Annotated in this window: 20 protein-coding genes and 1 pseudogene; 12 read left to right on the forward strand and 9 right to left on the reverse strand. The window is 70.2% G+C overall.

The window, feature by feature from the left end:
* Positions 1 to 26: 26 nt before the first annotated feature.
* Positions 27 to 1607 (forward strand): bifunctional uroporphyrinogen-III C-methyltransferase/uroporphyrinogen-III synthase, encoded by a 1581-nt coding sequence (locus Afe05nite_RS01595; RefSeq protein WP_203815082.1) that lies wholly within the window; start codon positions 27 to 29, stop codon positions 1605 to 1607.
* A gap of 9 nt (positions 1608 to 1616) precedes the next feature.
* A complete protein-coding gene (gene hemB / locus Afe05nite_RS01600) occupies positions 1617 to 2600 on the forward strand; it encodes a porphobilinogen synthase (protein WP_438867378.1) in 984 nt (327 codons plus the stop codon).
* On the opposite strand, the gene Afe05nite_RS01605 is transcribed toward hemB, so the two are convergent.
* Both Afe05nite_RS01605 and Afe05nite_RS01610 read right to left on the reverse strand, forming a co-directional pair.
* Complete coding sequence (locus tag Afe05nite_RS01605; protein WP_203815084.1) at positions 2583 to 3602, reverse strand: GNAT family N-acetyltransferase; 1020 nt, start codon at positions 3600 to 3602, stop codon at positions 2583 to 2585. The two genes, hemB and Afe05nite_RS01605, sit on opposite strands and share 18 nt — an antisense overlap.
* An 80-nt stretch (positions 3603 to 3682) precedes the next feature.
* A complete protein-coding gene (locus Afe05nite_RS01610) occupies positions 3683 to 4486 on the reverse strand; it encodes a lytic transglycosylase domain-containing protein (RefSeq protein WP_239117472.1) in 804 nt (267 codons plus the stop codon).
* A 716-nt stretch (positions 4487 to 5202) separates the two neighbouring features.
* Here Afe05nite_RS01610 and Afe05nite_RS01615 point away from each other — a divergent pair.
* On the forward strand, positions 5203 to 5430 hold the full coding sequence (locus Afe05nite_RS01615) for an FmdB family zinc ribbon protein (RefSeq protein WP_203815085.1): 228 nt from the start codon (positions 5203 to 5205) through the stop codon (positions 5428 to 5430).
* Positions 5431 to 6206: 776 nt separating this feature from the next.
* Complete coding sequence (locus Afe05nite_RS01620) at positions 6207 to 8855, forward strand: adenylate/guanylate cyclase domain-containing protein (protein ID WP_203815086.1); 2649 nt, start codon at positions 6207 to 6209, stop codon at positions 8853 to 8855.
* On the opposite strand, the gene Afe05nite_RS01625 is transcribed toward Afe05nite_RS01620, so the two are convergent.
* Positions 8827 to 9321, reverse strand: coding sequence for a phospholipase (locus tag Afe05nite_RS01625; RefSeq protein ID WP_203815087.1), 495 nt, complete (start codon positions 9319 to 9321; stop codon positions 8827 to 8829). The genes Afe05nite_RS01620 and Afe05nite_RS01625 overlap by 29 nt on opposite strands.
* 164 nt (positions 9322 to 9485) lie before the next feature.
* Here Afe05nite_RS01625 and Afe05nite_RS01630 point away from each other — a divergent pair, with 164 nt between their 5' ends.
* Positions 9486 to 10502, forward strand: a complete 1017-nt coding sequence (locus tag Afe05nite_RS01630) for a potassium channel family protein (protein WP_203815088.1) — start codon at positions 9486 to 9488, stop codon at positions 10500 to 10502.
* A 13-nt stretch (positions 10503 to 10515) separates the two neighbouring features.
* On the opposite strand, the gene Afe05nite_RS01635 is transcribed toward Afe05nite_RS01630, so the two are convergent.
* Positions 10516 to 11553, reverse strand: coding sequence for a 2-oxoacid:ferredoxin oxidoreductase subunit beta (locus Afe05nite_RS01635; protein WP_203815089.1), 1038 nt, complete (start codon positions 11551 to 11553; stop codon positions 10516 to 10518).
* Positions 11546 to 13399, reverse strand: coding sequence for a 2-oxoacid:acceptor oxidoreductase subunit alpha (locus tag Afe05nite_RS01640; protein ID WP_203815090.1), 1854 nt, complete (start codon positions 13397 to 13399; stop codon positions 11546 to 11548). The genes Afe05nite_RS01635 and Afe05nite_RS01640 overlap by 8 nt, the downstream gene beginning before the upstream one ends.
* Before the next feature lie 183 nt (positions 13400 to 13582).
* On the opposite strand from Afe05nite_RS01640, the gene ndhC reads away from it, so the two are divergent.
* The 5 genes and pseudogenes from ndhC (at position 13583) to Afe05nite_RS01665 (ending at position 16132) form a co-directional block, all read left to right on the forward strand.
* Positions 13583 to 13960 (forward strand): NADH-quinone oxidoreductase subunit A, encoded by a 378-nt coding sequence (gene ndhC / locus Afe05nite_RS01645; protein WP_203815091.1) that lies wholly within the window; start codon positions 13583 to 13585, stop codon positions 13958 to 13960.
* A 58-nt stretch (positions 13961 to 14018) separates the two neighbouring features.
* Positions 14019 to 14373 (forward strand): annotated as a pseudogene (locus Afe05nite_RS01650) (DivIVA domain-containing protein); the annotation flags it as partial.
* Positions 14374 to 14491: 118 nt separating this feature from the next.
* Complete coding sequence (locus tag Afe05nite_RS01655; protein ID WP_203815093.1) at positions 14492 to 14974, forward strand: SRPBCC family protein; 483 nt, start codon at positions 14492 to 14494, stop codon at positions 14972 to 14974.
* Between the two features lie 32 nt (positions 14975 to 15006).
* Complete coding sequence (locus Afe05nite_RS01660; RefSeq protein ID WP_203815094.1) at positions 15007 to 15594, forward strand: DNA-3-methyladenine glycosylase I; 588 nt, start codon at positions 15007 to 15009, stop codon at positions 15592 to 15594.
* A 13-nt stretch (positions 15595 to 15607) separates the two neighbouring features.
* Positions 15608 to 16132: a hypothetical protein gene (locus Afe05nite_RS01665; RefSeq protein WP_203815095.1), complete on the forward strand. Its 525-nt coding sequence runs from the start codon at positions 15608 to 15610 to the stop codon at positions 16130 to 16132.
* A 65-nt stretch (positions 16133 to 16197) separates the two neighbouring features.
* On the opposite strand, the gene Afe05nite_RS01670 is transcribed toward Afe05nite_RS01665, so the two are convergent.
* From Afe05nite_RS01670 to Afe05nite_RS01680, 3 genes are all read right to left on the reverse strand, one after another.
* A complete protein-coding gene (locus Afe05nite_RS01670) occupies positions 16198 to 17010 on the reverse strand; it encodes a S1 family peptidase (RefSeq protein ID WP_203815096.1) in 813 nt (270 codons plus the stop codon).
* 104 nt (positions 17011 to 17114) lie between these two features.
* Positions 17115 to 17903 carry an enoyl-CoA hydratase-related protein gene (locus Afe05nite_RS01675; protein ID WP_203815097.1) on the reverse strand — a complete coding sequence of 263 codons (789 nt, stop codon included), beginning with the start codon at positions 17901 to 17903 and terminating at the stop codon, positions 17115 to 17117.
* Positions 17900 to 18712: a PaaX family transcriptional regulator gene (locus tag Afe05nite_RS01680; RefSeq protein WP_203815098.1), complete on the reverse strand. Its 813-nt coding sequence runs from the start codon at positions 18710 to 18712 to the stop codon at positions 17900 to 17902. Before Afe05nite_RS01680 ends, Afe05nite_RS01675 begins: the two co-directional genes overlap by 4 nt.
* A gap of 259 nt (positions 18713 to 18971) precedes the next feature.
* On the opposite strand from Afe05nite_RS01680, the gene Afe05nite_RS01685 reads away from it, so the two are divergent.
* Together Afe05nite_RS01685 and Afe05nite_RS01690 are read left to right on the forward strand one after the other, a co-directional pair.
* A complete protein-coding gene (locus tag Afe05nite_RS01685) occupies positions 18972 to 19139 on the forward strand; it encodes a DUF3117 domain-containing protein (protein ID WP_014447667.1) in 168 nt (55 codons plus the stop codon).
* Positions 19140 to 19216: 77 nt separating this feature from the next.
* On the forward strand, positions 19217 to 20677 hold the full coding sequence (locus tag Afe05nite_RS01690) for a leucyl aminopeptidase family protein (RefSeq protein ID WP_438867385.1): 1461 nt from the start codon (positions 19217 to 19219) through the stop codon (positions 20675 to 20677).
* Here the strand turns inward: Afe05nite_RS01690 and Afe05nite_RS01695 are convergent.
* Positions 20667 to 21239, reverse strand: a complete 573-nt coding sequence (locus Afe05nite_RS01695) for an O-methyltransferase (protein WP_239117474.1) — start codon at positions 21237 to 21239, stop codon at positions 20667 to 20669. The genes Afe05nite_RS01690 and Afe05nite_RS01695 overlap by 11 nt on opposite strands.
* Between the last annotated feature and the right edge of the window lie 189 nt (positions 21240 to 21428).

The following is a 21428-nucleotide window of genomic DNA, read 5'->3' on the forward strand; positions in this document are numbered from 1 at the left end:
GAGCGCATGCGTAAGGAAGGCAAAGAATGAGCACCGCCCGCAAGCCAGCCGGACGCATCGCGTTCGTCGGGGCCGGCCCCGGCGACCCGGAGCTGCTGACCCGCCGAGCGCACGCCGCGCTCACCGATGCCGACCAGGTGGTCTACGACCGCGGCGTGCCCGACTCGCTGCTCACCGCGATCAAGTCGGAAGCCAAGAACGACGCCCAGTTCAGCCCGGCCGAGGGCGCGCCCGGTGACGTCGCCAAGGTGCTGCTGTCCGCGGCCAAGTCCGGTCTGTCCGCCGTGCACCTCGTGGCCGGCGACCCGTTCGGACACGAGTCCGTGGTCAAGGAGGTGCAAGCGGTCGCTCGCACCGCCGTGCACTTCGAGGTCGTGCCCGGCATCGGCCAGGCCGAAGGCGTCGCCACCTACGCCGGTGTGCCGCTGCCGGCCGTGCGCACCACGGCCGACGTCGGCGATGTGAGCGCCCTCGACTTCGACGCGCTCGCCGCGTCGGCCCGTAAGGGCTCGTTCGCCGTTTCGGTCGACGCCGGTGACCTGGCCGCCGTCCGCGACGGCCTGCTCGCGGCCGGCATCGAGCCCGGCACGCCGGTCGCGGTGACCGGAGACGGGACCGGCGAGACGCAGTACACGACCACGTCCACGGTCGACAGTTTCGTGGCGGCGGCGCTCGGCTTCACCGGCCGCGTGGTGCTCTCCGTCGGGCAGGACATCGCCGAGCGCGACGCCCTGAGCTGGTGGGAGAACCGCCCGCTGTACGGCTGGAAGGTCCTCGTCCCGCGCACCAAGGAGCAGGCCGGTGCGATGAGCGCGCGCCTGCGGGCGTACGGGGCGATCCCGTGCGAGGTGCCGACCATCGCGGTCGAGCCCCCGCGCACCCCCGCCCAGATGGAGCGCGCGGTCAAGGGCCTGGTCGACGGCCGGTACGCGTGGGTCGTCTTCACCTCGGTGAACGCGGTCCGCGCGGTCTGGGAGAAGTTCGACGAGCACGGCCTCGACGCCCGCCACTTCGGCGGCGTGAAGATCGCCTGCATCGGTGAGGCCACCGCCGAGGCGGTCCGCTCGTTCGGCATCCAGCCCGAGCTGATCCCGGCCGGGGAACAGTCGAGCGAGGGTCTGCTCGCCGAGTTCTCGCCGCACGACGAGATCCTCGACCCGGTCGGCCGGGTGCTGCTGCCCCGCGCCGACATCGCCACCGAGACGCTCGCGGCCGGGCTCATCGACCGGGGCTGGGAGGTCGACGACGTCACCGCCTACCGGACGGTGCGCGCGGCACCCCCGCCGGCCGAGATCCGCGACGCGATCAAGTCGGGTGGTTTCGACGCGGTGCTCTTCACCTCGTCCTCGACCGTACGCAACCTGGTCGGTATCGCAGGCAAGCCGCACGCCCGCACGGTCGTCGCGGTGATCGGCCCGAAGACCGCCGAGACCGCCACCGAGTTCGGCCTGCGCGTCGACGTCCAGCCGCAGCACGCAAGCGTGCCCGATCTGGTCGAGGCGCTCGCGTCGTACGCGATCGAGCTGCGCGAGAAGCTGGCCGCTATGCCGGCCAAGCAGCGCCGTGGCTCCAAGGTCCAGGGACCCACCGCCCTTCGCTTCCGCTGAGGATTGCCCATGTTCCCGGAGATCCGCCCGCGCCGGTTGCGGCGTACGCCCGCTCTTCGCCGTCTCGTGGAGGAGAACCGGCTGTCGCCGGCCGAGCTCGTTCTGCCCCTCTTCGTCAAGGAGGGGCTGATCGAGCCCAAGCCGATCAGCTCGATGCCCGGCGTCGTCCAGCACTCACGTGAGTCGCTGCGCAAGGCCGCGCACGAGGCGGTGAGCGCGGGCGTCGGCGGCCTGATGCTGTACGGCGTGCCGACGGACGACCACAAGGACGAGACCGGTTCGGCCGGTCTCGACCCGGCCGGCATCCTGAACGTCGGCATCCAGGATCTCGTCGCCGAGGTTGGCGACTCCACCGTCATCATGAGCGACCTGTGCCTGGACGAGTTCACCTCGCACGGCCACTGCGGGGTTCTGGCCGCCGACGGTTCGGTGGACAACGACGCCACCCTGGCTCTCTACGCCGAGCTGGGAGTGGCGCAGGCCGCCGCCGGAGCACACATGGTCGGCACCTCCGGGATGATGGACGGCCAGGTCGGCGTCGTCCGGCGCGCCTTGGACAAAGCCGGCTACCAGGACGTTTCAGTACTGGCCTACTCGGCGAAGTACGCGGGTGCGTTCTACGGCCCGTTCCGTGAGGCCGTCCAGTCGTCGCTGAAGGGTGACCGCCGGCAATACCAGCAGGACCCGCCGAACTTCCGCGAGGCCCTCCGCGAGGTCGACCTCGACGTGGCCGAAGGCGCCGACATCGTCATGGTGAAGCCGGCCCTGGCCTACCTCGACGTGATCGCGGCAGTCCGCGAGCGGGTCGACGTCCCGGTCGCGGCCTACCAGGTCTCGGGTGAGTACGCGATGATCGAGGCAGCCGCCGCGAACGGCTGGATCGACCGCGAACGGGCCATCCTCGAATCGCTTACCTCGATCAAGCGGGCCGGCTCGCAGATCACCCTGACCTACTGGGCCACCGAGGTCGCCCAGTTACTGCACCGCTTCTAGGCTCTGCACCAGCTGGGCGACGTCCACGCCGTACTCGAACCAGTCACGGTCGGCCTGATAGCCCAGCTCGGCGTTCACCTTGAGCATCGACTCGTTGTTGTGCGCGTTCCAGGTCTGCACCTCACGCAGGCCTGGCTCGGCCGCCTGCAGCTCGAACAGCATGCGCGCCTTGATCGCCCGGTCGATGCCGTAACCCCGATGCGCCCGCACGACGATCGTGTCGTACTGGTCGGCGCGCTCCGGGTGCTGCACCGGCACGACCACCTCGGTCAGGCCGGCCACCACCCCGCTCGACTCGTGCATGGCCATCACGATGTACGGCCTCAGGCCACGCTTGTGCAGCGTGTCCAGCGAGTCACGCAGCCGCTGCGGGTCGGACGACCGTGGCGCCAGGTCGAGATCCTCGTCGTCGTCCTGCGCCTCGAGCTTCGCCTGCGCGTATGCCTCGAGCAGCGCCGCCGGCGGGCCGCCCGGATGGTATTCCACCCGATAACCGGCGGCGATGCCGTCGGCCATCTGGTGCAGCGCCGGCCAGTCGACCGAGCTCAGGTTGAGGACGCTGCGCGTCTCGACATACTCCCGTTCGAAGCCGAGCGCCTCGTAGAACGGGATCGCCGGGGTGCCGCCGATGGCCTCGACCCCGATCGACGAGAAACCCTCCAGGTAGGCCCGGCGGGCGGCCACCGCGACCAGCTCCCGACCCAGGCCGCGGCGGCGCAGCGACGGCTGGACCATCACCTCGAGCACGCCGATGTCGCCGAGCAGCAGGATGCTGACGTGCCCGAAGATCTCGCTCTCGCCCTCGGGAAGACGGTCATCCTCGGCGACCCAGCTGATCCGGCGCTCGCCGGGCATGGTCTCGGCCAGGTAATCGCGAATCTGAACGTCCTGCCATGGTGGATCGCCGGGGAGATCGGTGGACAGCACCGAGTTGACCGTCTCCACGAGCGATCTGATCTCCTCGGCCGACGCCGCCCGGGGATCCCATTCACGCACCCTCACCCGTACAGCTTGCCGTGCAGCGGTCCAACTGGGAAGTGCTGGCCACGGAAATGTGCGGGTTCCATCACTGTGCGTTTTGATCAGCGGCTTCGAGCGCCGTAGTCGTTGGCGGTCTCGAAGACCTTCTGAGCGTACGGCTGAACCGCGTTGTACGAGAGAATCGCCTCCCACCACGACTCCGCCTTGGACATGTCCCGGCCGCCCTGGCAGAGATAGGTCGCCGCGGTCAGTGACGCATCGTCGATGTCGTTGGGGTTGGCCACCCCGTCGTTGTCGGCGTCCACCTTGTAGCTGTTCCAGGTGGATGGAATGAACTGGAGCGGGCCGACCGCCCGGTCATAGGTGGTGTCCCCGTCCAACACACCCTGATCCGTGTCCTTGATCAGCTGCCGCCCACCCTTGCCGTCGAGCGGCAGTCCGTAGACCGGCGGCGTCACCAACCCGTCGACCCCGAGCACGGCCCCGTTCGCGCTGCCGTGCCCCGACTCGACACTGGCGATGGCCGCGATGGTCGTCCAGTTCAAATGGCACGTGGGCGTCGTCCGAGCAAGAACAAGTTCCGCATATCCGTACGCCTGCACCGCCACCACCGGAATGCCGACCTTGGTCCCCACCTGCTGCGCCCACCCACCGAGCGCGTCGGCCGGCCGGCCCCCACCGTTCTGCACCGGCTGAACCGGCGCGGTGGTGACGCTCGACGGAAGCCCGCCCGCGCCCACCGGCGCCGACCCGGTAGCCGGCCCGGTCGGAAAGCCACCCCCGGCCGAAGCGGTCGCTTCCGGAAAAATAGGACTCGCGCTCGGCGACGGTGCGGCCTGCAGAGCTTGCGGTACGAGATAAGCCCCCGCGGCCCCCGCCGCCCCGAGCAGAATCAGCGCCACCACTCCCGGAAGCACAAGCCGCCCACTCGGCCGCCTGGCCCACTCCGAGGTGTTGCGGCCCACCTTCTTCGCCGCCAGCACAGGATGAGCCCGCCGAAGCCCCCGCCCCGCCACTCCCGCCGCGCTCCCGGCCTCAGCCGGACTCTGGGCCGGGGCCGCGCTTCCTGGCTGCGCCGGGTTTTGCGTGGGGGTCCCGGCCGGGCTCGTGCTTTCTGGCTGCGCCGGGCTTTGCGCTGGGGTCGGGGTTCCGGCTTCGTCGGGGCTCTTGGCCGGGGTTGCGGCACCCGCGTCGACCGGGGCTGCCGGCTTGACCGCGCTCTCTCTGCCAGCTGCGGCACTCGCCGCGGCCGCGCCGTCCGGCTTGGACGTGCTCTCCGGCTTGGACGTGCTGTCTGGCTTCGGGCCCGCCATGGCGGGGCCGCCGGGCTCGGCCGCCGGCGAAACCGGTGCCGATCCGGTGGAGCCCTCAGCACCGCCCGCCCGGGTCGAATCGAAGCTCGCCGGGGCGGCACCGGAACTCCCGAGCGGCCCGCCCTGGTGCGGGGCTGCCGCATGCAGCTCAGCCTTCTCCACCGGTCTCTCCCGCCCGTTCGCCACGGCCCGACGATACCCGCCGCCGGCTCGCGGCAGAGGCCCCGCAGAGCCGGCGAGAGCACCACCGGACCGCCCTCGGATCCGCGACGTGCATCAACGTCATGCCGGGGGCCTACGCTGTGCCGATGCCGCGTTACGAGTTCCGCTGCCGCGCGTGCGGCGACACATATGAGGTAAGCCGGCCGATGAGCGAAGCGTCGACCCCGGCCCCATGCCCCCAAGGCCACAGCGACACGGTGAAGCTCCTGTCCACGGTCGCCGTCACCGGCCGAGGCGGTGGCCGTCCGGCTGCGCCCCGGGCCGGCGGAGGCGGCGGATGCGGAGGCGGCGGATGCTGCGGCGGCGGTTGCTGAGCTTGCTGGCTCCGCTTCGCTGCCCGCGATCGCCCCTGATCAACGGGGCGATCGCGGGCAGTTCACCGGGTCGAAGTGATCCGGGAATCAAGGCACCAAGAGGTACGAGCGGGTAACTGGGTGGGAGTGGCCCCGGGAGGCTGGGCGCCCGAGAGCGCGGACAGCCACCTGGGAAGTCGGGCACCGAAAGCGCGGGCCCGGGAGTTGGGCAGCGGAAAGCGCGGCGGTCGACTGGGTGGCCCAGCGCGGCTCGTAGGTCCAGGGCGGCCAATCCCCGTGGTCCGAAGCGAGTGGGGACGTCGGGTCCGGGTGCGGCGGGGCGGGAGCGCGGGCCGGTGGGGCGCGTCCTTTGGGTTGTCCAGAAGGTTGAACCGGGGGGCGTCGGACGCCGTTTGAGGGGCGTGCGTTACTCGCCGGTTGGCTGGGGTCGGGGTGGTGATCATTTGGGTGAGCTACGGTCGCTCGCGGTTAGCGAGCGGGGTGGTTGTGGTTACTGTGCGGAGTGACTGTGCGACTTGGAGAGATGTCGCGGGAAGTGACTCCATCGGGTACGTCCGAACGGTCTGGCGGATGTGACCAACTGAGGCGTGACTAGGCTCGATCGATTTCGTTACGTCACGCGTAGTGCATAACAGCGTCGATGACTTCGGAGGGGCGGGTTACCGCCCGGGGTAGGTCGAGGCGTATAGATCGTCACCGTCCGTTCCTACGATGCGCGGTGACAGAGTGATACGTCAGCATGAGACTCGACTTCCCGGAGGAGGCGGAGGTTCACCGTGGCGGGACGGACCGAGCTGCCGAGCGGGCTGGTGACCTTCATGTTCACCGACATCGAGGGCTCGACGCGCTTGGCCCGGATGCTCGGGGACGACTATGGGCCAGTACTCGGCGCGCATCGTTCGGTATTGCGCGCTGCGCTGAGTGACTTCGACGGTGTCGAGCTTTTCACTGAGGGTGACTCTTTCTTCGTTGCTTTCCAGGATGCGAGCGCCGCGATGGCCGCCTGTGTGGAGGCGCAACGGCGACTGTCCGCACATGAGTGGCCGGGTCGCGACGCGATGCCGCGGGTGCGGATGGGCATGCACACGGGGTGGGCGAGACCCGTCGGCGGCGAGTACGCGAGCCTCGAGGTGCACCGCGCGGCCCGGGTGGCGGCGGCTGCGCACGGTGGTCAGATCCTGTGTTCCGGCGCTACGGCGTTGTCCATTCTCACCGACGGTGTTCCGGTCCCGTTCGGCACGGTGGCGACGCTCCCGGCTCCGACGGTGGGCGTGGACCTGCTCGACCTGGGGCCGCATCGCCTGCGCGGGTTCGACGACGACGAGCGCCTTTTCCAGGTGATCGCGGCGGGCCTCGACCGGGATTTCCCGCGTCCGCGGGCGCAGGGCGGCGCCCGGCACAACCTGCCGGCCGCGCTGACGTCGTTCGTGGGCCGGCGGCCGGAGGCGGCCGAGTTGGTGAACCTGCTGGACAGCCACCGGATCGTGACGATCGCGGGTCCGGGTGGGGCCGGCAAGACGCGTCTCTCCCTCGCGGTCGGCGAGCAGCTGCTGGACACGTACCCGCAAGGTGTTTGGACGGTCGACGCGGTGAGCGCGGCAACCGGCCTGGCCCCCGCCCTGGCCGCGGCCCTGGGGCTGCGCCCGGAGCCGGGCCGGCCGATGCTGGAGACGCTGCTGGAGCAGTGCGCGGACCGGCGGATGCTGCTTCTGCTGCAGACGTGCGACGCGGCCCCGGCGGCCTGTGCGGGGCTGGTGCGGATGCTGCTGGCCGCCTGCCCGCGGATGGATGTGCTGGTGACCGGCCGCGAGCCGCTGGGCGTGCACGGCGAGGTGGTGTGGCGGATCCCGCCGATGTCGCCGGCCGACGTGTTCACCCTGCTGAGCGAGCGGGCGACGGCGGCCCGCGGGGGGCGGCCGGGACCGGTGGACGAGAGCACCGACCTGGCCCGGGTGGCGTCGCGGCTGGAGGGTTCGCCGCTGGCCGCCGAGTTGGCCGCGAGCCGGTTGCGGCTGTTCACGGCGGGGCAACTGGTGGCTCGGCTGAACGACCCGATCGCCGCGCTGGACCCCGTGTCGGGGGAGTCCGGCGAGCGCAACGACAGCATCACGGCCAGCCTCGACTGGTCTTATCGGACGTTGAGCGTGCGCGCCGCGGGGCTGCTGCGCCGGCTGTCGGTCTTCGCCGGCCCGGTGGACCTGTCGACGGTGGAGTGGTGCGGTCCGGACGGTCTCGGCTCGCTGTCCGAGCTGACCGAGAAGTCGCTGATCGAGGTCGTGCCGGGGCCGCGCTACCGGATGTCGGAGCAGGTCAAGTCCTATGCCAGTCGGCAGTTGAGCAAGTCCGGTGACGAGCACTCGGCCCGTGACCGCCATGTCGCCTGGGCGCTGCGCAGCCTGGACGCGGTGGCGACCGACACCGACGGCGAGATGCGGACCACGTCGCTTACCGAGTTCACCCCGTACGTGACCGAGTGGCGGGCCGCGCTGCGCTGGGCGGCCGCCGAGGGTGACGTCACCGCCGGTCTGCGCCTCGCGACCGCGCTCGACCCATGGTGGCGTGAGCACGGCGGCGCCCGCGAGGGTCGCGACCAGTTGTTCCGGCTCTACCGGCGGCTCGACGAGGCCGAGGTCGCCCCGGCCGACCTGGCCGCCGCCTACCTGGTGCACGCCGGCCTGGCCGACGACCGCGACGAGCGGGTGCGCTTCCTGGAGCGGGCCGAGGGCCTCGCGCTGGAGACCGGTGACCGGGTCACGCTCATGCGTGCGGTGGTCGGCCGGCGGCTGACGTTGCTGGAGAACCGGGACTACGAGGGGGCGGAAAGGTTCTGCCGCGAACTGATGGAGCAGGCCGAACAGTCCGGCGCGGCCGAGGCGGCGCTGCCCGCTGTGATCACGCTGGCCGAGCTGCTGTGCCGGCGGGACGCGCTGGACGAGGCGGCCGACCTGCTCGGCGGGGCCCGCCAGTGGGAGGCGAGCCGGCCCGAGGACCGTGGCCGGCGGACCGTCGACTGGCTGCTCGGCATCGTGGCGCTGCGCCGGCGTGACCTGGTGGCGGCGCACGACCATCTGGTGGTGGCGCTGCGGTCGCGGTTACGGCACGGATTCCGGGGTGCGGCGGCCGATGCGGTCGCGGCCATCGCGGTGCGCTGCGCGCTGGGCGGCGACACGGCGACCGCGGCCGTGCTGTTCGGCGGGGCGGAGGCGGCGCGCGGCGCACGCCGTACGTCGATGTTCGGAACCTTCTGGTCGGCTCAGCAGCTGGGGCTGCGGACCGCCCTCGGCGACGCGGGATTCGACACCGCGTACGCCGAGGGGGTGGGCCTCGGGTTTGATCGGATCGTGGCAATGGCGTTGGCTGTGGAGCATCCGGACCTGGAGGACGGCGCGGCGCGGTTTATCGGATCTGTGCTTCGGCCCTCTTGATGTCGGCCTGCGTGACCCAGGCGAGCGAGCCGAAGACGTGGACGGCCTCGTAATAGGTCCAGGCCAGGCTGTAGCAGGCGGGCCGCACCAGGGTGCTGTAGGTGGCGCAGACCCGGCGTAGGTCGGTGTAGAACGTGTCGTCGACGCGGGCCTTGTTGGCCGGGAAGGTGCCGATGTCCTTGAAGTTGCGATAACCGAAGTCGTGGTGCCAGCAGGGAAGCGTGAAGTTGAAGCCGAGCGGGTTGTCCGGGCTGGCCGAGCAGTAGTCGGTGGACCAGTCGAAGTTGTAGGACTGCCAGGGTGCGCGGTTGAGCCGGGCGCCGTTCCAGGCGTTCCAACTGCTCGTCGTGGGCTGGGTCCAGTCGGCCAGGACGGAGGCTTTGTCAGCGGTGGCGGCGGCAGCGGCGGTCGGGACCAGGAGGATGCCGGCAGCCAACAGGGCGGCGAGGACGAAACGTCGGACCATGCGGAAAGTGTTCGCAGGGCCACTATCCGCATACAAGGCTGTCGATCGGCTTTGCTGCCGTGCGTGGCAACCTACCCGCGGGTATTCCTAAACGATCGTTTATGTGATGTCCTGAGGGGCGGTTCCGCACCCGGCCGCTATGGTGTGCGTGTGCGGGACGCTAAATGATCCACTTGCCCCTGGTCCGTCAGGGCCCCCTGCGCGCGCTCGCGGTCCGGGTGGCGTTAGCCGTCCTGCTCGTCCTGGTCACGGTTGCGATCATCTATCTCGACCGTGACGGCTACCGTGACATCAACGAGGACGGCCTGAGCCTCCTCGACTGCTTCTACTACGCGGTCGTGACGCTCTCCACGACCGGCTACGGCGACATCACCCCGGTCACTGCCGAGTCCCGGCTGGTGAACGTCCTGGTGATCACCCCGGCACGGGTGCTCTTCCTGATCATTTTGGTCGGTACGACCCTCGAGGTGCTCACCGACCAATATCGCAACAGCCTGCGCGTGGGCCGGTGGAGGCGGAAGTTGAAAGACCACATCATCGTCTGCGGTTACGGCACCAAAGGCCGGGCCGCGGTCGGCGCGCTGCTCGAGAGCGGCTGGGACAAGAGCCGCATCGTCGTGGTGGAGAGCCGCCCGGAAGGCGTCCGACAGGCCACCTCGAACGGCCTGGTGACGATCGAGGGCAACGCCACCCGCTCCTCGGTGCTCAACGAGGCCGACGTCAAGAACTGCAAGGCCGTCCTCATCGCCACCGACAGCGACGAGGCGTCCGTGCTGATCAGCCTCACCGTGCGCCAGCTGACCGCGGGCCAGGTGCGGATCATCGCCGCGGTCCGCGAGCAGGAGAACGCCGCGCTGCTCAAGCAGAGCGGCGCCCACCACGTCATCGTCAGCTCGGCCACCGCCGGCCGCCTGCTGGGCCTGACCACCACGGCCCCGCCGCTCATCGACGTGGTCGAGGATCTGCTGACGCCGGGGCAGGGCATGGCCCTGGCGATGCGAAGCGCGGAACGCAGCGAGGTCGGCGAGAACCCCCGAGCATTGGCCACGCTCGTCGTCGCTCTGATCCGCCGCGGAAAGGTGCTCCCGTTGGGCGGCGGTCAGAGCGTCCAGATCGAGACCGGCGACATGCTCGTCTACATTCGCGCCGAGGAAGGCAGCACCACCGGCACCGCGGTCTGACCTAGCGGGCGAGCTACATGATGGTCCAGGTGTCGCCCGCGTTCAGCAGCTGGTCGAGCATCTCGTCGGGCGTACCCGTCACCTGGGCCTTCGCGTCTTCCAGCTGTTTCTGGATCAGCTGGTCGTAGGTCGGGCGCTTGACGTCGCGGAACACGCCGATCGGGGTGGTGCCCAGATCGGAGCCGGAAAGACGGGTCAGGGCGAAGGCGTAGGCCGGGTCGTCGACGGTGGCGTCGTGCACCACCGGGGTCTCGCCGTCGAGGGCCGCGGAGTCACGTACGGCCAGGCCGAACGCGCCCGCCGGGTGCACCACGGAGAACTGCGACTCGCTGCCGAAGGTGATCGGCTGACCCTGCTCGAGGCGGATCAGGTGGTCGTCGCGGGTGGCCGAGTCCTTGATCAGCTCGAACGCGCCGTCGTTGAAGATGTTGCAGTTCTGGTAGATCTCGACGAACGCGCTGCCCTCGTGCTCGGCGGCCCGGCGCAGCACCGATTGCAGGTGCTTGGCGTCCGAGTCGATGGTGCGCGCCACGAACGTGGCCTCGGCGCCAAGGGCCAGCGACAGCGGGTTGAACGGGGCGTCCGCGGAACCGGCCGGCGTCGACTTGGTGATCTTGCCGAGTTCCGAGGTCGGTGAGTACTGCCCCTTGGTCAGGCCGTAGATCCGGTTGTTGAACAGCAGGATCTTCAGGTTGACGTTGCGCCGCAGCGCGTGGATCAGGTGGTTGCCGCCGATCGACAGCGCGTCGCCGTCGCCGGTGACGACCCAGACCGTCAGGTCGGGGCGGGACGACGAGAGGCCGGTCGCGATCGCCGGGGCACGCCCGTGGATCGAGTGCATCCCGTACGTGTTCATGTAGTACGGGAAGCGCGACGAGCAGCCGATGCCGGAGATGAAGACGATCTTCTCGCGCGGGATGCCCAGCTCGGGCATGAAGCGCTGCATGGCGGCGAGGATCGAGTAGTCACCGCAGCCGGGGCACCAGCGCACCTCCTGGTCGGACTTGAAGTCCTTGGCGGTGAGCTTCAACTCAACAACCGGGCTAGCCATTCTTGACCACGTCCTCGAGCATGCTTTCCAGGGTCGCGGCGGTGAAGGGCAGGCCGCTTACCTGGTTGAACGGAACCACGTCGATCAGGAACCTCGACCGGATGACGTGGGCGAGCTGGCCCAGGTTCATCTCGGGGACGACCACCTTGTCGTACGCCCCGAGCACCTCGCCGAGATTGGCCGGCAGCGGTGCGAGGTGACGCAGGTGCGCCTGGGCGATCGGCAGCCCTCGCTGCCGCAGCGCCCGGCAGGCCGCCCCGATCGGACCGTAGGTGGAGCCCCAGCCGAGCACGAGCACCCGGGCGTTCTCGTCGTTGTCCTCGATCTCGACGTCGGGCACCGGGATGGCCTCGATGCGGGCCGCCCGGGTGCGCACCATGAACTCGTGGTTGGCCGGGTCGTACGAGATGTCGCCGGTCTTGTCGGCCTTCTCCAGGCCGCCGATGCGGTGCTCGAGGCCGGGCGTGCCGGGGATCGCCCACGGCCGGGCCATCGTCTCCGGATCCCGAAGGTAGGGCAGGAAGCGGCCGTTCTCGCCGTTGGGCTCGGTGGCGAACGAGACCGAGAGGTCGGGCAGCTCGTCGGACGAGGGCAGCAGCCACGGCTCGGAGCCGTTGGCCACGTAGTTGTCGGAGAGCAGGATCACCGGCGTGCGATAGGTAAGCGCGATCCGCGCCGCCTCGATGGCCGCGTGGAAGCAGTCGGACGGCGACTTCGGCGCGATCACCGCCAGCGGTGCCTCGCCGTGCCGGCCGTAGAGCGCCATGTTGAGGTCGGCCTGCTCGGTCTTGGTCGGCATGCCGGTCGACGGGCCGGCTCGCTGCACGTCCACGATCACCAGCGGCAGCTCGAGCGCGATCGCGAGCGAGATGGTCTCGCTCTTCAGCGCCACGCCGGGGCCGGAGGTGGTGGTGACGCCGAGCATGCCGCCGTAGGACGCGCCCAGGGCCGCACCGACCGCCGCGATCTCGTCCTCGGCCTGGACCGTCGTGACGCCGAACTTCTTGTGCTTGGACAGCTCGTGCAGGATGTCGGAGGCCGGGGTGATCGGGTAGGCGCCGAGGAAGACCGGCAGCTTGGCCCGCACGCCCGCGGCCACCAGGCCGAGCGCGAGCGCCTGGTTGCCGGTGATGTTCCGGTAGGTGCCCGGGCGCATCTTGGCCGGCTTCACCTCGTAGCGGACCGAGAAGTCCTCGGTGGTCTCACCGAAGTTCCAGCCCGCCTGGAAGGCCGCCTTGTTGGCCGCGACCAGATCGGGGCGTTTGACGAACTTGCGCTCGAGGAACCGCAGAGTCGACTCGAACGGGCGCGAGTACATCCAGCTCAGCAGCCCGAGCGCGAACATGTTCTTGGCCCGCTCGGCGTCCTTCTTGGCGACCCCGAGCTCGGCGAGCGCGCCGACGGTCATCGAGGTCAGCGCGACCGGGTGGACCGAGAAGCTCTCGAGCGAGCCGTCCTCGAGCGGGCTGGCCGCGTAGCCGACCTTCTGCAGGTTGCGCTTGGTGAACTCGTCGGTGTTGACGATGATGTCGGCGCCCGGCGGCAGGTCGGCGACGTTGGCCTTGAGCGCGGCCGGGTTCATCGCGACGAGTACGTGCGGCGAGTCGCCGGGGGTGAGGATGTCGTAGTCGGCGAAGTGCACCTGGAAGCTCGACACACCGGGCAGGGTGCCGGCTGGTGCGCGGATCTCGGCCGGGAAGTTGGGCAACGTCGAGATGTCGTTGCCGAGCTGCGCCGTCTCGGACGTGAACCGATCCCCCGTCAGCTGCATGCCGTCGCCCGAGTCGCCCGCGAACCGGATGACCACCCGGTCCAGCTGCTCGACTCGTTTTGCTCCAGCGGCCACGTTCCAACCTCCAAAGGGCGCCGGCCAAGCGGGTGGAAGCACGTCGATGGGCCGGCCCGCAGTTGTCACTTCCAGCCTACGTCGCTGCCCCTTACGGCTGCGGTAGGCCGTTGACCACACTAGCTAGGTAAGGCTTGCCTCTTCCAGCTGAGTCCACCAGTCGGTCAACTAAGCTGTCAGATCGTGGACGGCTATCTGGGTTCGTACGCCACGCTGGGGTTGGTCATCGCGGCCGGCGTGCTCGTCTTCGTGGGGGCGTTCTCGGCCAACCGGCTGCTCCGTCCGTCCGATCCGGCCCAGCCGAGCGGCAAGTACATCTCGTACGAGAGCGGCATCGACCCGGTCGGCGGAGACTGGGCACAGGCGCAGATCCGGTATTACGTGTACGCGTACCTCTATGTGCTTTTCGCCGTGGAAGCCGTTTTTCTCTTCCCGTGGGCAGTCGTGTTCGACCTGCCGGGTTTCGGCGCGGCCACGCTCACCGAAATGGCGATCTTCGTCGCGGTGCTGGCCCTGGGCATTCTGTACGCCTGGCGCAAGAAGATCCTGACCTGGACCTGAGACTCCGGCCGGGGTGGCGGGCTCGCCAGGTTCGAGCGGACATGCCAACATCGTCCGCATGGGTCAGCTTCTCCTGTTCATCGTCGTCGCCTTGGTGGTGGGTGCGATCGTCTTCGGTGTGACTGTGATGATGAGCGGAGGCGACTCCGGATTGACGCCCGTCGAACCCGACGGCCGCGCTGTGCCGCTTCCCAGTGACCGCCCGCTCGGTGAGGACGACATCTCCCAGACGATGTTCGACACCACCTGGCGCGGCTACCGCATGTCCCAGGTCGACCAGGCGCTGCAGCGGGCCGCCTATGACATCGGTTACAAGGGCGAGCTGATCAGCGTGCTCGAGGCCGAGGTCATCGCGCTGCGCGAGGGCCGCACCGCCGACGCCGACGCGCTGCGCAAGGCCCGCGAGGCGGCCGTGGCACCGGTCGGAGTGGCCAAGCCGGGCGAGCCGGACGCGGTCATCGAGCTCGACCCCGCCGTCCCGGTGCAGGACGTGCCGGTGGACGCCAAGAAATCCGAGCCGGCGGAGCCCCGATGAGCGACGGGTTGGGTGACGCCGCCAGCCCCGGAACGGGCGAGGTGACCGCCACGGTCATCGTCAACGCGCCCGCCGAGCGCGTCTTCGCCGCGTTCATGAACTGGGAGAGGCAGTCCGCCTGGATCCCGTTCACCAAGGTTCGGGTGGTCGAGGGCGACGGCGGCGAGGGCAGCCTGGTCGAGGCGATCACGGCGATCGGGCCGGCGTCGCTGCGCGACGAGATCCGGGTCGTCAAGGTCAACGCACCGTTCGAGGTCCGCGTCGTGCACTGCGGCAAGGTGCTCCGCGGCCCCGGCTCGGTCCGCTGCACCGCCATGTCCGGCGACCGCACCCAGGTCGTCCTGCACGAGTGGTTCCATCTTCCGGCCGGTCCGGTCGGCAAGGTCGCCTGGCCGGTGCTCTGGCCCGGCTCCAAGCTGAGCTTCACCGCCGCGCTGCGCAAGTTCGGCCGGCTGGTCGAGCAGGGCAAGCTGACCTAGAACTGTCGGGGGGTGGCCCTACGGTGGTCGCCATGACAGACGAAACCGGGCTGCTCGTCGGCGCTGACGGGCGGGCCCGTTGCTTCTGGGGCGGCAGCACCCCCGATTATGTGAGCTATCACGACACCGAGTGGGGTCAGCCGATCCGCGGTGACGACGCCCTCTTCGAGCGGATGAGCCTCGAGGCGTTCCAGTCCGGGCTCTCCTGGATCACCATCCTGCGCAAGCGGCCGGCGTTCCGGGCCGCGTTCGACGGCTTCCGGATCGACAAGGTGGCGGCCTATTCCGAGGCCGACGCGACCCGGCTGATGGCCGATGTGGGCATCGTCCGCAACCGGATGAAGGTCGACGCCACCATGCACAACGCCCGGGTTGCCGCCGACCTGCCCGACGGTCTGTCCGCGCTGCTCTGGTCGTTCGCGCCGCAGCCGAAACCGCCGCGCCCGGTGGGCCGGGGCGACGTGCCGGCCACCACGCCCGAGTCGATCGCCCTGGCCAAGGCGCTCAAGAAGCGGGGCTTCAAGTTCGTGGGCCCCACCACCGCCTATGCGTTGATGCAGGCCACCGGCATGGTCGACGACCACCTGGCGGGCTGCTGGGTGGCTCCGATCGCCGCGTGATGAGATGGAGCGCATGGCGCAGTGGGCGGTGATTCTTCCGGGGCCGCAGTGGGCGACCGAGCGGCTCTTTCACAACGAGGGTCTGGCCGTCGCCGGTGCGGCGGGCGCGGTCGCGCCCGACGAGGAGGTGCTGCTGGTCGCCGACGGCCACGTGGTGGCCCTGTGCCGGGCCGCCAAGACCGACGGCGACGACCTGGTCCTGACCTACCTTCGCCGCCAGTTCGACGCCCCGGTGCCGGCTGAGGGCGTGGGTGGGGCCGGCCCGGTCGAGGTCGACCCCGAGTTTTTCCGCCGGCTGGTGTCGCAGTTGAGCGGGGCGAACGCGGCCGGCCTGCCCAGCTGGCTGGTAAGCGTCGCGCTGCCGATCGAGGCCGGCTCGCCGGCCGACGCGGTGCGCCAGTTCTGGTCGCATGTGCGTGAGCTGGGGCCGGCCGAGCTGCCGGCCTATGTCTGGCCGTCCGGTGACGAGTTGGCCATGCTGGCGTTCGTGCTGGGCGCCGAGGCCAACCAGGATCCGGAAGAGGAGGACGAGGACTGAGACGCCGACCGCGACCCCGCAGCTGAGCTGCGAGATCGCGGTGTGGGGTGAACCGCCGGGCGCGCTCAGCCGCCGAGGCTCGCGGCCGCCGAGGCGATGGCCGACGAGAAGTAGCTGACCTGGGTGTAGACGCCCGGCTTGTTCCGGCGGGCGCAGCCGTCGCCCCAACTCACGATGCCGACCTGGACGAGGGCGCCGTTCGCGCCGGTGCGGAACATCGGGCCGCCCGAGTCACCCTGGCAGGTGTCGGTGCCCCCGGCCGCGTAGCCGGCGCAGATCTCGTCGGTGGGGATGACCTCGCCGCCGTACATCGCCGACGAGTTGCAGGTGCTGTCGCTGACGAACGGAACCGAGGCCTTCAGCATGTAGCGCTGCTGGCCGCCGCCCTCGGTCGCCGCGCCCCAGCCGGCGATCGTGAACGTGCCGGTGTCGTACGTGCTGTTGGTCGCGATCGGCAGCGTGGCCAGCGTGGTCACCGGGCTGGCCAGGCGGATCAGCGCCCAGTCCTTGCCGTTGCCGTTGTAGCCGGGCGCCCGGTAGACGTAGTTCGACTTCACTGTGATCTTGCTGGAGGAGTTGAGGTCGACCACGCCCAGGGTGGCGGTGATCGAGGTGTTGGTGCCGGTCCCGTTGACGCAGTGGGCGGCGGTGAGGACGAGCTTCGAGCTGTAGAGGGCGCCGCCGCAGCCCATCGACAGGCGAACCATGAACGGGAACTCGCCCTGCGCCGCACGGGTGCCGCCGACGACGTTCGTGGTCGGTGCCCCGAAGTCGTCGGAGCCGGTCGGTGCCGCTGCGGCGGGGGACGCGGTCGCGCCCATCGCCGCAGCGGTGAGGGTGGCAACCGCCACGCTCACCAGAATCCGCCACCTGGCCATGTAGTTCCTCCCAAAGGGGAAAGCGCGTCCGGTAGAACGCGTCGGGAGGAGCCTATGAATAGATTGTTATGAATGTGGCGATCCCAAAAACGTCATAACATCCGCTACCTGCCGTCGAACGCGGGCTTCTGCTTGGCCAGGAACGACGCGACGGCGGCCTTGTGGTCGGCGGTGCCGCCGCAGATCGACTGCGCCTGTGCCTCGGCCGCGAGGGCGTCGGAGAGCGTGCCGGCGTCGCCGATGGACAGCTCGCGCTTGATCGCGCCGTAGGCGACCGTGGGGCCGGCGGCGAGCTTGGCGGCCAGTTCCCGCGCGACCGGAAGAACCTGGTCGTCGTCCGCCACGAGCTGGGAGAGCAGACCGATCTCGGCCGCCCGCTGGGCCTTGACCGGCTGGGCGAGCAGCAGCAGCTCGACCGCGCGGGCGTGGCCCACGATCCGCGGCAGCGACCACGAGATTCCGGTGTCCCCGGCCAGCCCGACGTTGGCGAACGCCATCAGGAAGCCGGTCGACGGCCCGCCGATCCGGAAGTCGGCGAGCAGCGCCAGCGACGCCCCGGCCCCGGCCGCCATCCCGCGCACCGCCGCCACCACCGGTTTCGGCATGTTGGCCAGCCGCTGCGCGATCGGGTTGTAGTGCGCCCGCACGGTGTCCAGGTCGGTGTGGCCGGACTCCAGCAGCTCGGCGTGCTCGCGCAGGTCCTGCCCGACGCAGAAGCCGCGGCCGGCGCCGGCCAGCACGATCGCCCGGCAGGACCTGTCGGTCTCCAGCGCGGCGAGCGTGTCCCGCAGGGCCACCTTGAGCTCGACGTCGAGGGCGTTCATCGCGTCGGGCCGGTTGAGGGTGAGGGTGACGACCGCGTCGGTGCGGTCGACGAGCAGGGAGTCGGTCATGGTTCCGAGAATCCCACACGACCGCCCCTCGTCACCGATTGCAGGCAGCGTTCGACATATCGGTCCGCGGCCGGCCGCAGCCGGGCCGAGTGCCGGTCGAAGAAGCCGGCCGCACTCGCTCCCGGCCAGCGCGGCGGCAGCAGCGACGGCGGCAGCTGCGGATCGCGGAACAGGAACGAGCGCCACGCGTGCACGAGCCGGAACCGGGCCGCGTAGGCCTCCTCGTCGCTGCTGCGCGCGGTGACCGTGGTCACCACCGGCCGCAGGTCGGCGACGAAACCCTCGTAGGAACGGGCTAGCTCGTCCAGATCCCACGCCTTGCCGACCACCTCGGCGGCGCCGGGCGACCCGGCCGCGTGCGCGGCGCTGAACCGCTCGTAGCCGACCGCCGCTTCGGCCAGGACGAGGTCGACCTCGTCGGCCGCCCGGGGCGCGACCCAGGCATGCTCACCGAGCGAGCCGTAGCCGAGGAACGCCAGCCGGTTGGCCTCGCGCTTGGGCAGCGGACCGTGCAGCAGGACGAGATCGAACCGGCCGTCCCACCCGGCGCGCCCGGTGCGGTAGATCCGGGCGGCGGCCTCGTCGAGTCGACGCGCGGCCTTGGGGGTGAGCAGATAGCCCGGTCCGGAGACCAGACGCATCGGGTGCAGCCACCCCTGTCGCACCATTCGGGACACCGCGGTGCGCACGGCGGGGGGCGCGATGCCGAGCGGCGCAAGCAGCCTGACCAGGGCCGCAACGGGTGCACGGCCCCCTCGTGGACGGAGGTAGTCGCCGTACAGGTCGAAGAGTGCCGACCGCGCCTGCATGACCGCACATTGTGACAGCCCAAAAGACGATATGCTAGACGCTGTCACATCCGTCCGGGCTGCGTTTGGGTTCGTCGGTGTTCATCAGGGAAAATGTTTGATCGGCACGGTGGGCTGGGTCGCGTGAGCACGCGCAATGGTCCCCGGCCGCCGGTCGGATATACGAGCTGTGAGCGTCACGCGGGGCTGAGCGTGTGGCGATAGATGTGGCTGTGGGGTAACCCACCGACACCCTGATGTGGGTCTGAGGGGAGACGAAATGGCGGCGATGAAGCCGCGGACGGGCGATGGTCCGCTGGAGGTCACCAAGGAGGGACGGGGCATCGTGATGCGCGTCCCGCTGGAAGGTGGTGGCCGTCTCGTCGTTGAGATGACTCCGGACGAGGCCAACGCGCTTGGCGACGCGTTGAAGTCGATCGCGGGCTGACGTTTCGCGCGAGCCCGCCGGTACGGTACCGCCCGTACCGGCGGGCTTTCCACGTCTTCCAGAAAGGTCACGCTCTCGTGTTTCCGATCAGGCTGAGTGCCCGTCCAACCACCCCGCCACCGCCCTTGATCGGACCAGAAGCCAACCCGCGTGACGACGACCGGACCTGGGTTTTCCCGATCGCCATCTCGGGCTCACTGTCGCATGGCGGGGGAGAAGTCGAGGCCGAAATCGCCGCGCTGGCGGAGGGTCTCGACAAAGCCGGTGAGGTCCGGATATTGCCGCGTCCGCTCCGGCGGCCGGCCAAGGTGCTGCTCGCCGGGATCGGCGCGGGCGACGAGGCGGGCTGGCGAGCGGCCGGCGCGGCGGTCAGCCGCACGTTGTCCGGTGTCGAGCGGGCCCAGATCATGCTCGGTGCGGTCGAGCCGTCGGCGGTGCGTGCGCTGGCCGAGGGCCTCTGGCTGGGCGGCTATCGCTATCGCGATGCCCGCGAGGAGCCACGGACGGCTCCGGTCGATCTCGCGGTCCAAAACCCCGAGGCGTACGCCGTGAGCCTCACCCGGGCGCGAGCGACGGCCACCGCCACCTGGTTCGCACGCGACCTGGCCAACACACCGTCCTCGCTGAAGAGCCCCGACTGGCTGGCCGAGGAGATCGTCGGAGCGGCCGCGCGGCGCGCCGGCGTGACCGTCCGCATCCGCACCGGCCCCGAGCTGGACCGCTTCGGCGGGCTGCGAGCCGTCGGTGGAGCATCCAAATTCCCGCCCTGCCTGGTCCAGATGAGCTGGCAGCCGGCGGCCGCCAGCAAGCACGTGGTGCTGGTCGGCAAGGGCATCACGTTCGACTCGGGCGGCATCTCGATCAAGACCCGCCCCGGCATGAAGAACATGAAGATCGACATGAGCGGCGCGGCCTCGGTCGCGGCGGCCACGCTGGGCGCGGCCGACCTCGACCTTCCGGTACGCGTGACCGCCCTGCTCCCGCTGGCCGAGAACGCGGTCGGGGCGGACGCGTTCCGCCCCGGTGACGTGATCACCCACTACGACGGCAGCACCAGCGAATCCACCAACTCCGACGCCGAGGGCCGGCTGGTGCTCGCCGACGCGCTCGGTTACGCGGTCGCCGAGCTCGACCCCGACGTCATCGTCGACCTGGCCACCCTCACCGGCGCGGCCGAGGTCGCCCTCGGCTCCGGCCTGGCCGCTCTGTTCAGCCACGACGATGAGCTGGCCCACGCGCTCAGCGAGGCCGGCCGGCGGGCCGGCGAGAAGATGTGGCGGCTGCCGCTGCCCGACGACTACCACGAATACCTGCGCAGCGAGATCGCCGACCGGCACAGCTCGCCCACCCAGGGGGCCGGCGCCGTGGTGGCCGCGCTTTATCTGCGCGAATTTCTCGGCGACAAGGTCACGAACTGGGCGCACATCGACAGCGCCGGGCCGAGCTGGGCCACCGAGAGCGATCTCGACGTGACCCGTGGCGCGACCGGTTGGGGAGCGCGCACGCTGCTGCGCTACCTCGAGGACCTCACCGCTTGACGGCCGCGAGGAGGCCCGCCCCGGACGGGATGATCGCCGGGATCCACTCCTCCGACTCGCGCACCACCCGCACCGTCTCCCGGATCGTCAGCGTGCCGACGTCGCGGGCGGCCGGGTCGCTGATCCGGCCGTTGGCCAGGGCACCGTTGATCGCGAGCACCCCACCCGGGCGCAGCAGCCGCAGGGCCGCCTCGGCGCAGGCGGTGAACTCGGTCGCGTCGGCGTCGACGAAGACCAGGTCGTAGACCCCATCGGCGAGCCGGGGCAGCACGTCCAGGGCGCGGCCGGTGATGATCCGGGTGCGCGACGAGGCGAAGCCGGCCTCCAGGAAGATCCGCCGGGCGATCCGCTGGTGCTCGTTCTCCACGTCGATGGTGGTGAGTACGCCGTCCGTCCGCATGCCCCGGAGCAGCCAGACGCCGCTCACGCCGGTACCGGTACCGATCTCCACCACCGCCTTGGCGTTGCCCGCGGCGGCCAGCAGGCGCAGCACCGAGCCCGCGGCCGGGCTGACGCTGTCCAGACCGAGCTCATGGGTCAGGCTGCGAGCGGTCTGCAACACGATGTCCTCGTTCGCGTACGCCTCCGCGAAGGCCAGCGCAGCGGGTTGGGTCGTCTGCGGGCGAAGTGGGGGGACGATGACGACCTCCGGGCGTGAGGGGGATGTACGTGCGGAACTTGCGTACATCGGATATGAGAGTAAAGCGATGCCCGACCAGATCGCCGAGCCGCCTTCCGTTCACGATCGCGG

The organism is Paractinoplanes ferrugineus, from assembly GCF_016862195.1.
Classification (GTDB): Bacteria; Actinomycetota; Actinomycetes; order Mycobacteriales; family Micromonosporaceae; genus Actinoplanes; species Actinoplanes ferrugineus.

What these genes read in the sequence shown, in the direction of transcription:
- Afe05nite_RS01595 (WP_203815082.1), top strand. Translation starts at nt 27, where the DNA reads ATGAGCACCGCCCGCAAGCCAGCCGGACGCATCGCGTTCGTCGGGGCC.
- Afe05nite_RS01685 (WP_014447667.1), top strand. Translation starts at nt 18,972, where the DNA reads ATGGCGGCGATGAAGCCGCGGACGGGCGATGGTCCGCTGGAGGTCACC.
- Afe05nite_RS01635 (WP_203815089.1), bottom strand. Translation starts at nt 11,553, where the DNA reads ATGGCTAGCCCGGTTGTTGAGTTGAAGCTCACCGCCAAGGACTTCAAG.
- Afe05nite_RS01665 (WP_203815095.1), top strand. Translation starts at nt 15,608, where the DNA reads ATGGCGCAGTGGGCGGTGATTCTTCCGGGGCCGCAGTGGGCGACCGAG.
- Afe05nite_RS01630 (WP_203815088.1), top strand. Translation starts at nt 9,486, where the DNA reads ATGATCCACTTGCCCCTGGTCCGTCAGGGCCCCCTGCGCGCGCTCGCG.
- Afe05nite_RS01670 (WP_203815096.1), bottom strand. Translation starts at nt 17,010, where the DNA reads ATGGCCAGGTGGCGGATTCTGGTGAGCGTGGCGGTTGCCACCCTCACC.
- Afe05nite_RS01680 (WP_203815098.1), bottom strand. Translation starts at nt 18,712, where the DNA reads ATGCAGGCGCGGTCGGCACTCTTCGACCTGTACGGCGACTACCTCCGT.
- hemB (WP_438867378.1), top strand. Translation starts at nt 1,617, where the DNA reads ATGTTCCCGGAGATCCGCCCGCGCCGGTTGCGGCGTACGCCCGCTCTT.
- Afe05nite_RS01625 (WP_203815087.1), bottom strand. Translation starts at nt 9,321, where the DNA reads ATGGTCCGACGTTTCGTCCTCGCCGCCCTGTTGGCTGCCGGCATCCTC.
- Afe05nite_RS01615 (WP_203815085.1), top strand. Translation starts at nt 5,203, where the DNA reads ATGCCGCGTTACGAGTTCCGCTGCCGCGCGTGCGGCGACACATATGAG.
- Afe05nite_RS01655 (WP_203815093.1), top strand. Translation starts at nt 14,492, where the DNA reads ATGAGCGACGGGTTGGGTGACGCCGCCAGCCCCGGAACGGGCGAGGTG.
- Afe05nite_RS01660 (WP_203815094.1), top strand. Translation starts at nt 15,007, where the DNA reads ATGACAGACGAAACCGGGCTGCTCGTCGGCGCTGACGGGCGGGCCCGT.
- Afe05nite_RS01675 (WP_203815097.1), bottom strand. Translation starts at nt 17,903, where the DNA reads ATGACCGACTCCCTGCTCGTCGACCGCACCGACGCGGTCGTCACCCTC.